We start from the raw sequence: 8633 nt of genomic DNA, 5'->3' as shown, positions 1-8633 counted from the left end.
GGTGGCCTCCGGCGCGGGGGCGGAGGCGCGGGTGTCCTCGGGCTCCGGGGTCGTGGCGGCGGCCGGTTCGGGCTGCGGCGCGGGGGCGGGTTCCGGGGTGGGCCGCGCTGCCGGGGTGGGCTCGGCGGCGGCCTCGGGTTCGGGGGCTGCGGCGGCCTCGGGCTCCGGTGCGGGCTCGGGCTCGGCGGCCGGTGCAGGCTCCGTCTTGTTCTCGGGCTCGCTCGCGGCGGGGGCCGCGACCTCCGCTTCGGGCGCCGCCTCGGCCGCGCCCCGTACCGTCTCGGGCTTCTCGGTCTCCGGTGCCGCGTCCGTCTCGGGCTTCTCGGTTGCGGTTGCCGCCTCCGCCTCCGGCTCCTCGGTCTCGCGTGCCGCCTCCGGCGTCCGCGCCGCTCCCTCCGGGGTCTCCGGCTCCGCCGGTTCCGCGGGGTGCGGGATCGTGGGGCGGTCCTGGGCGCGGTCGAAGGCCGCCGCCACGAGGTCGTCGGCGAGGGTGGCGTCGGTGGAGCGGCGCTGCTCGGGGACGGGTTCGGGGCGGGGCTCGGGGCGCGGCTCGGTCTCGGCCGCGCTCGTGCGCGCGGCGGGGACCGTCGGCGCCGCGGGTTCCGCGTCTCGCGCGGGGGTCTCCCCGTGGGGCGCGGCGCTCGCCGCCTCCCCCTCTTCCGGCGCTCGCGGCGACTCCTGTCCCTCCGCCTCCGCCTCCGTCGGTTCCGCCTTCCGGCGTCCGAAAGCGTTCCGCAGCAGATCCAGAATGCCCATGCGCGCACCCCTTCGCGTCAGTTGGTTCACGGCTTGGTTCCCGGCGATCCGTGGCCAGGGCGGATACGTAAGGTTAGCCGCCCTCCGGGGCGGTCGACGGAAGGGTCGCAGGCCCCGCGACGAGGCTTCACTCCGGTACCGTCATGCCCGCATCTGTGTGGTTTTCGGACCGTCCGTCGGTGTGCTTACCGTCCCGCCCCCACCCCCTCCTGTCGCATACCGGCACGGCTGTGTCCGAGGCGGCGGCGTGCGGTGGTGAGGGTGCGGATGACGAGGGACGTAGGGGGAAGACGCCTGCTCCGGCGGGGGAGTGTCCGCGCGGGACTGGGGGGACGCACTCTCGGAGCGCTGTGGTGCGGGGTGCTGCTGGCGGCCGTGGGCGGGGGCGTCCCGGCGCACGGGGCGCAGCCGCTGTCGGTCACCTACGTGGCGCGGGACTGCCCCGACCGCACCGACATCGGGGCCGACAAGACGCGCGAGGATTCGCCGCCCGACCTCGGCCCGGACGCGCACCCCGCCGACGCCGGGACGGTCGTGACGAGCGCGAGCGTCATGGGCGACGACGGGGAGCAGCGGCCGGTGGGCCCTGGCGCACCGTTCGCGGTGCGGCCGGGGACGCGCACCGTCTTCCGCGTGGCGCCCGCCTTCACGCCCCCCTCGCCCGCCCCGTCTCCCCACCCCAGCGCGTCACCGCGCCCACGGGCCGCCTCGGGGCAACTCCCGCACGCGGGCGATGACAAGCCCTGGCTCGCCCCCACAGCCGGCCTCTCCTTCGCGCTGCTGCTCGGCGGCGGGGTGCTGTTGCGGCTGGCGTGGGTACGGCGGCCGGGGTACGAGGAGTGAGGGGGACTGCGCGGACACGGCCAGGGGCCTCGCGGACACGGTCAGGGGGCTTCTGCCGCCCTCCGGCCCTCCGTGTGCCATGAGCATCGCCTTCGGCAACCGGGCACGGGCGAGAGAGCACCAGCGGCTCTCACCTCTCCGTCGTCGCGAGTGCGGACCGGTGGCCGCTGCTCGGTGCGGCGCTGAGGGCCGGGCCGTCCGACGCCAGTGCGTGGGTGCACTCGGGTGGAGGGTTGCGTGTGGTGGCGATCACGCCGTCGAGCCGGTCCCGCGCGGCGAGGAGTTCGGTGATCCGTCCGCTGATCCGCGCGCGCTCGCTCTCCAGCTGATCCAGCAGGCTCGGCGACACCGTTCCGGAGTACACGCAGCGCAGCACCTCCCGCACCGACCTGCTCGGCAGCCCGGCGGCGAACAACTGCTGGATCAGGTGGACCCGGTCGACCGCGGAGTCCGGATACTGGCGCTGCCCGCCGGAGCTTCGCTCGGCCGGCAACAGATCCTGCTCCTCGTAGTAGCGCAGCGCTCTCACGCTCACCCCGGCCTGGCGGGCGACCTCACCGATCCGCATGTGTCCTCCGCTCTCCCGCTGGCGCGTCGACTTGCACCTCACGTCAACGTCAGGTTTTAGCGTAGTCGACGTCAAGGCATACCAAGCCATCCGGACGAACAAGGCAGGTCATCATGCGCGCAGCCCGCTACCACGAGTACGGCGGCACGGACACTCTCGTCGTCGAGCAGGCCCCGGACCCGCTGCCCGGTCCCGGAGAGATCCGCGTCCGTGTCGCGGCGGCCAGCGTCAATCCCGTCGACTGGAAGGTGCGCAACGGATCGGTGCGCGACTTCCTGCCGGTCGATCTGCCGGCGATCCCGGGGCGCGACGTCGCAGGTCGGGTGGACAGGATCGGCGAGGGGGTCAGCTCGGTCAACGTCGGTGACCGTGTCTTCGGCCTGGGCGGAGTGACGGGCGCGACGGCCGAGCTGGCGGTCCTGTCGGCCTGGGCGCCCGCCCCCGCCAACTGGAGCGACACGGAGGCCGCCGCGGCCGGCCTGGCGTCCGTGACGGCGCTGGGCGGCCTCAAGGCACTCGGCCGGCTGGAGGGGCGCACCCTCCTGATCGAAGGGGCCGCCGGGGGAGTCGGCGGCGCGGCGGTCGAAATCGCCCGCGCTCTGGGGGCCACCGTGATCGGGACGGCCAGTGAGCGCAACCACGCGTTCCTCACCTCCCTGGGCGCCCTTCCCGTGACCTACGGTGACGGCCTCGCGGAACGTCTCGCCGACCTGGCCCCGGGCGGAGTCGACCTCGTCCTCGATGCCGCCGCTTCCGGCTCCCTGGCCGATCTCGTTGCCATCGTCGGCGACCCGGACCGCGTGGTGACGGTCGCCGACCACGTGAACGCACAGCGCCTGGGAGTCCGGGTGGCCAACGCGGTCAACGACGCCACGCTCCTGGCCGAAGCGGGCGCTCTCGGCGAGCAGGGTCGCTACGTGCCGCGCATCGAACGGACTTACCCGCTGGAGGAGATCGCCAAGGCGCACGCTCACTCCGAGCGCGGACACGTGCGGGGAAAGATCGTGGTCACCATCTGATCCGCCTGCCGTACACAGCGGAGGCGGGGACGGAGCCGGACCTGACCGGGCGGCGGCAGGCCACTCGCACCGGAAGACCGCCACCGCGCGACCATCGACAGCTCGCGCATGTCACCGCTGCTCATAAGCGCGTGGAATCGCTCGGTCAGCGCCCCGGACCACGCGGAAGCGCCGCCTCGCCGCCCGGCCGCCCTCGCGCGCCGGCCGTTCGCCAGTCCTCCCCCCGGCGCACCGTGTCCTCGCACGACCCCCGCCCGCGTTTGCGTCGCCCCCGCCGCCCGCGCACGCTGAGAAGGGCCGTCCGTCCCAGCCGCCGAGGGGAGCCCCATGCCCACCATGCGCGCCTGGTCCCTCACCGCACCCGCGCCCGCCGAGACCCGCCCCCTCCGGCTCGTCGAGAAGCCCGTGCCGCGCCCCGGCCCGGACGAACTCCTCGTGCACGTCCGCACCTGCGGTGTCTGCCGCACCGATCTGCACATCACGGAGGGCGACCTCCCACCGCACAAGGAGCACGTCACGCCCGGCCACGAGGTCGTCGGCGACGTCGCCGCGCTGGGGGCGGAGGTCGCGGGCTTCGCGGTCGGCGACCGGGTCGGCGTCGCCTGGCTCCGTTCCACGGACGGCACGTGCCGCTACTGCCGCCGCCAGGCGGAGAACCTGTGCCCGGCGTCCCGCTACACCGGCTGGGACGCGGACGGCGGCTACGCCGAGTACACGACCGTGCCCGCCCCCTTCGCGTACCGCCTCCCGGCCGCCGTCGAGGACGCGGCGCTCTCGCCGCTCCTGTGCGCCGGCATCATCGGCTACCGCGCGCTGCTGCGCACGGACCTGCCCGAGGGCGGGCGCCTCGGGCTGTACGGGTACGGGGGCAGCGCCCACCTGTGCGCCCAGCTCGCCCGCGCCCAGGGCGCCCGCGTCCACGTCCTCACCCGCGGCGAGGCGGCGCGGGCGCTCGCGCGGGAACTCGGCGCGGTGTCGGTCGGCGGCGCCGAGGAGGCGCCCGCCGAACTCCTCGACGCCGCGATCCTGTTCGCCCCGGTCGGTGACCTCGTGCCCACCGCGCTGCGCGCCCTGGACCGCGGCGGCGTCCTCGCCGTGGCGGGCATCCACCTCAGCGACACCCCGCCGCTCGACTACGAGCACGAGCTGTTCTACGAGAAGGAGTTGCGCAGCGTCACCTCCAACACCCGTGCCAACGGGGAGGAGTTCCTGCGCCTCGCCGAGCGGTACGGCGTGCGCTCCACCGTCCACCCGTACCCGATGTCCCGCGCCCCCGAAGCCCTCGCGGACCTGAAGGCGGGGCGCTTCGACGGGGCGGCGGTGCTCGTCAACGACCTTTCCTGACAGGGGCTTTCACACCTGGTTCTCACCCCCGTCCACGTACAGGTTCGCCCCGAGCACGAAGCTGCTCCGCGCCGACGCGAGGAAGACGACCGCGTCCGCGACCTCCTCGGGCCGCCCGATCCGGCCGAGCGGCGTCCCGGCGACGAACCGCGCCCGCGCCGCGGCCGGATCGGCCGCCCCCGCGGTGACCGAGTCGAGTGCGGGGGTGTCGATCGTGCCGGGCGAGACCACGTTGACGCGTATGCCGCGCCCCTTCAGCTCGTTGGCCCACGTCCGCGCGAAGGAGCGGAGGGCCGCCTTGGACGCCGCGTACGCGCCGAAGGCCGGAACGCCGTCGTCGGCCCGCACCGAGGAGTTGAGGATCACCGAGGCCCCGTCGTTGAGGAGCGGCAGCGCGCCCCGCACGGTGAGGACGGTGCCGTACACGTTGACCCCGAAGATCGCGTCGAGGTGTTCCTCGGTCGTCTCCTCCAGGGTCGCGAACGCCCCCGCTCCCGCGTTCGCGAAGACGACGTCGAGGCCCCGGCCCCGCGCGCGCACCGCCTCGTAGAGCCGTTCGACGTCGGCGGCTCGGGACACGTCGCCGGCCACCGCCGTGGCCCGCTCGGGCCCGATCTCCGCCACGGCCTCGTCGAGCGCGGCCTCGCGCCGCCCCGTGACGAAGACGTGCGCGCCCTCCTCTGCGAGCCGCACCGCGCTCGCGAAGCCGATCCCCGTGCTGCCGCCCGTGACCAGCGCCGTCTTGCCTTCGAGCTGTCCCGTCCCTGTGTTCATCGCCTGTGACCTCCCATTTTTTTAGTACCGATCGGTACCGAATTGGTGATGAGGTGGACCGTAGCACATCTGTACCGAGTGGTTCGTAATCCGCCGGGTCCGGGGTTAGGCTCGGGGGCATGGAGAAGACGCGAGCGAAGGCCCCTCTCGGCCGCCCCCGGGGCTTCGACGCCGAGGAGGCGCTCGAACGCGCCATGCGGGTCTTCTGGGAGAAGGGCTACGAGGGCGCGGGCCTCAGCGACCTCACCGAGGCGATGGGCATCACCCGTACGAGCATGTACGCGGCCTTCGGCAACAAGGAGGCGCTCTTCCGCAAGGCCCTGGAGCGCTACACGCGGGGTCCGGCCTCGTACGCGGCGCGCGCCGTGCGCGAGCCCACGGCGCGGGCGGTCGCCGAGGCGTTCCTCGCCGGGGCGGTGGGGGCCACGACGAACCCCGGCCACCCGGCGGGCTGCCTCGGCGTGCAGGGCGCCCTGGCCACGGGCGAGCCAGGACGCCCGGCCCGGGAGGCCCTCGCGGAATGGCGCGAGGACGGCGTGGCCCTTCTGCGCGACCGCTTCCGGCGGGCCGTCGAGGCGGGTGACCTCCCGCCCAGCGCCGATCCCGGGGTCCTCGCCCGCTACCTCATGACCGTGGGGAACGGCATCGCGGTGCAGGCGGCGGGGGGCGCCGGACGGAAGTCGCTGGAGGAGGTCGCGGCGCTGGCCCTGGGGGCGTGGCCGTCGTAGTCCGTCCCGAGGGCTCGCGGTGAAGGGAAGGGCCACCGGATCGGCTGTCGCCGGGAGTTCAGGTCCGCATCGCCGCGAAGGCACCGACGAGCTCGGCGACGTACCGTTCCGGTACTTCGAGCATGGGGAAGTGACCGCCGCGATCGGCCTCGCTCCACACCCGTAGATCCCGGTAGCGCCGCTCGACCCAGGACCGGGGCAAGCGCTCCATCTCGCGGGGGAAGACGGTCACGGCCGCCGGGACGTGCACGGGGGTGGAGCGCTCGGGCGGGAAATTCTCCCAGTAGAACCTCGCGGACGAACCCGCGGACCGGGTGAACCAGTACAGCGACACGGTGTCGAGCAGCCGTGTCCGGGACACCGCGTTCTCCGGATGGCCGCCGCAGTCGGTCCAGTCGTGGAACTTCTCGACGATCCAGGCGAGTTGGCCCACCGGGGAGTCGCTGAGCGCGTAGGCGAGGGTCTGCGGTCTGGTCGACTGCTCCAGGGAGTAGCCGCCGCCGCGCTCCCAGAACTCACGGGCCTCTGTGAGACCGTCCCGCTCGCGCTCGTCGAGGTCGCCCTCTTCGGACGGCACGTCGACGTAGGGCGTGAAGGTGTGGATCGCCTCCACCCGTTCGGGATGCCGGACGCCCAGAGCTGTCGTCACCCGGCCTCCCCAGTCGCCCCCCGCGGCCGAGAAGCGCTCGTAGCCGAGCCTCTCCATCAGCACCGCCCAGGCGTCGGCGGTGCGGTCCACGGTCCACCCCGTCGTCGAGGGCCGGCCGCTCGGACCGAAGCCGGGCAGGGCCGGTGCGACCACGTGAAACGCCGGTGCGCCCGCGTCCGCCGGGTTCGCCAGGGCGTCCGCCACCTCCAGCGGCTCGACGACGGAACTCGGCCAGCCGTGCGTGAGCAGGAGGGGTGTCGCGTCGTGCCGAGGGGAGCGCACGTGCAGGAAGACGATGCCGAGACCGAAGATCTCGGTCCGGTGCGGCGCGTGCGCGTTGAACTCGGCCTCGAAGCGGCGCCAGTCGTACTCCGTGGCCCAGAACCGGGCGAGTTCTGTCAGGTAGGCCAGCGGCACGCCCTGACTCCAGTCGGCGGCCGTCCCGTCGGCGCTCGGGCTCACGGTCTCGCGCTCGGGCAGCCGGGACCGCCGCAGGCGGTCCCGCAGCTCGTCCAGCTCGCTGTCCGGGATCTCCAGCACGAAGGGTTCGATGTGATCGTTCACGGAGTGCACCACTTTTTCCGTCGTCCGCCGACGCGGATGCCACAGCGGCAGCCCTTGGCGTCATCGCGTGCCCGACAGCGCACCGAACCGGCGCTGCACGGCGCACGATCTGCCGCGGGCCACCGCCCTTGCCGAGCGGTCGGTCCGGGCACGGGGGCGGGCTCAGCCACTCACTCCCGCGGCGATCGGATCGCACGTCACCGCGCGTCCGGCCGCCACGACCACCCACCCCGGGGACCCCTGCGGCCCTAGATCCGCGACTTGCGGACCGAGTTCCAGGCCGCTCCGGCGAGGGCGCGGGCCGACCTCGGGACCGAGAGGTGTTCGTGCTCGCGGTACAGGGCCCAGTTGAAGGGGATCAGGGCCAGCTTGTTGGAGGAGAGCGAGCCGGCCTGGTGGGCGCGGTAGACCGCCAGGGGTTCGCGGAGGGCGCGGGCGTCGTGGCCGTCGCGCATGATCGAGAGCCACAGGCCGTAGTCCTGGCGCTTGGGCATGTCCGGCATCAGGCGCGTGCCCAGCGCGTTGCGGTCGTACATGGCGGTCAGGGCGCCGATGTGGTCCTGGACGAGCATGTCGCGGTAGTTCACGTGCTCCGGCGCCCACACCACGCGCCCGTTGGGCTCGAAGTCCGCCGCCTCGCCCGCGTGCCCGGCCTCCATCTTGTAGTACGAGGTGAAGGTGAGAGGCGTACCGGCCGTCGCGGCGAAGGCGAGCTGCTTCTCCAGCTTCGTCGGCAGCCACATGTCGTCGCTGTCGAGGAACGCCACGTAGTCGCCCTTCGCCCGCGCGATCGCGAGGTTGCGGGCCTTCGCCGCGCCGCCCTGCTGGGGCGCCGCCTCCGGCAGGACCCGCTCGTCCTGCCCCGCCATCTCCCGCAGCAGCTCCATCGAGCCGTCGGAGGACGCGTCGTCGGTGATCAGCAGCTCGACATCGGCGTGCGTCTGCCCCAGCACCGACCGCACAGCGGGACCGAGCGTGGCCGCCGCGTTGTGTACCGGCATGATCACAGAAACCAGGGGCACGGTCGTGCTCCTCACTCAGAGCGGAATCGGCGTTGTCGCCCCAGGGTACGTGGGCCTCCCGCCCCGCCGTACGCCCGCCCGAAGCGGGCCACCGCCTCCCCGGGCTCCCTTCCCGCGCCCACTGACCTCGCCTCCGGACGCTGGAACGCCCGCCCTCCCGAGACCGCCACCCTCGAAGCCGCCGGACCCGGTCTTCGTCTCCTCGGCGCCTGGTGGAGCCCGCGACCGCGCGGGCGGTTCGCGGGGCCCGTGCCTCGCTGCGTCAGCCTCTCCGGGGCGGCGTTCCGTGTGTCGTCGCCCGGTGGCGGGCCAGCAGGACGCGGCAGTCCGTCGCCGCGCTGTAGTCGAACACCGCCCGCGCCCTCC

Annotated in this window: 8 protein-coding genes and 1 pseudogene; 4 read left to right on the top strand and 5 right to left on the bottom strand. The window is 74.0% G+C overall.

Features of this window, described 5'->3' with window-relative positions:
- A pseudogene (locus tag IF99_RS0124395) lies at positions 1-756 on the bottom strand (hypothetical protein); the annotation flags it as partial.
- 360 nt (positions 757-1116) lie between these two features.
- Between IF99_RS0124395 and IF99_RS35170 the strand changes: the two are divergent.
- On the top strand, positions 1117-1599 hold the full coding sequence (locus tag IF99_RS35170; RefSeq protein ID WP_030999338.1) for an LPXTG cell wall anchor domain-containing protein: 483 nt from the start codon (positions 1117-1119) through the stop codon (positions 1597-1599).
- Between the two features lie 130 nt (positions 1600-1729).
- Here the strand turns inward: IF99_RS35170 and IF99_RS0124385 are convergent, their stop codons facing one another.
- Positions 1730-2167 (bottom strand): MerR family transcriptional regulator, encoded by a 438-nt coding sequence (locus IF99_RS0124385; protein WP_051703666.1) that lies wholly within the window; start codon positions 2165-2167, stop codon positions 1730-1732.
- A 113-nt stretch (positions 2168-2280) separates the two neighbouring features.
- Here IF99_RS0124385 and IF99_RS0124380 point away from each other — a divergent pair, with 113 nt between their 5' ends.
- The gene (locus IF99_RS0124380) at positions 2281-3186 is read left to right on the top strand and encodes an NADP-dependent oxidoreductase (protein WP_030999334.1); all 906 of its coding nucleotides are present in this window, start codon (positions 2281-2283) and stop codon (positions 3184-3186) included.
- A 336-nt stretch (positions 3187-3522) separates the two neighbouring features.
- Complete coding sequence (locus IF99_RS0124375) at positions 3523-4530, top strand: zinc-binding alcohol dehydrogenase family protein (protein WP_030999333.1); 1008 nt, start codon at positions 3523-3525, stop codon at positions 4528-4530.
- Between the two features lie 9 nt (positions 4531-4539).
- Here IF99_RS0124375 and IF99_RS0124370 read toward each other — a convergent pair whose 3' ends face one another.
- Positions 4540-5304 (bottom strand): SDR family NAD(P)-dependent oxidoreductase, encoded by a 765-nt coding sequence (locus IF99_RS0124370; protein WP_030999331.1) that lies wholly within the window; start codon positions 5302-5304, stop codon positions 4540-4542.
- 119 nt (positions 5305-5423) lie between these two features.
- Here IF99_RS0124370 and IF99_RS0124365 point away from each other — a divergent pair, with 119 nt between their 5' ends.
- Complete coding sequence (locus IF99_RS0124365) at positions 5424-6032, top strand: TetR/AcrR family transcriptional regulator (protein WP_030999329.1); 609 nt, start codon at positions 5424-5426, stop codon at positions 6030-6032.
- Between the two features lie 58 nt (positions 6033-6090).
- On the opposite strand, the gene IF99_RS0124360 is transcribed toward IF99_RS0124365, so the two are convergent.
- Together IF99_RS0124360 and IF99_RS0124355 are read right to left on the bottom strand one after the other, a co-directional pair.
- Positions 6091-7245: an epoxide hydrolase family protein gene (locus IF99_RS0124360; protein WP_234340828.1), complete on the bottom strand. Its 1155-nt coding sequence runs from the start codon at positions 7243-7245 to the stop codon at positions 6091-6093.
- Between the two features lie 248 nt (positions 7246-7493).
- Positions 7494-8267 (bottom strand): glycosyltransferase family 2 protein, encoded by a 774-nt coding sequence (locus tag IF99_RS0124355; RefSeq protein ID WP_030999326.1) that lies wholly within the window; start codon positions 8265-8267, stop codon positions 7494-7496.
- Positions 8268-8633 lie beyond the last annotated feature (366 nt).

Origin of the sequence: Streptomyces sp. NRRL F-5630 (assembly GCF_000719475.1) — a bacterium.
In the GTDB taxonomy this organism is placed as follows: Bacteria; Actinomycetota; Actinomycetes; order Streptomycetales; family Streptomycetaceae; genus Streptomyces.
This window is presented reverse-complemented; position numbering and strand designations above follow the sequence as displayed.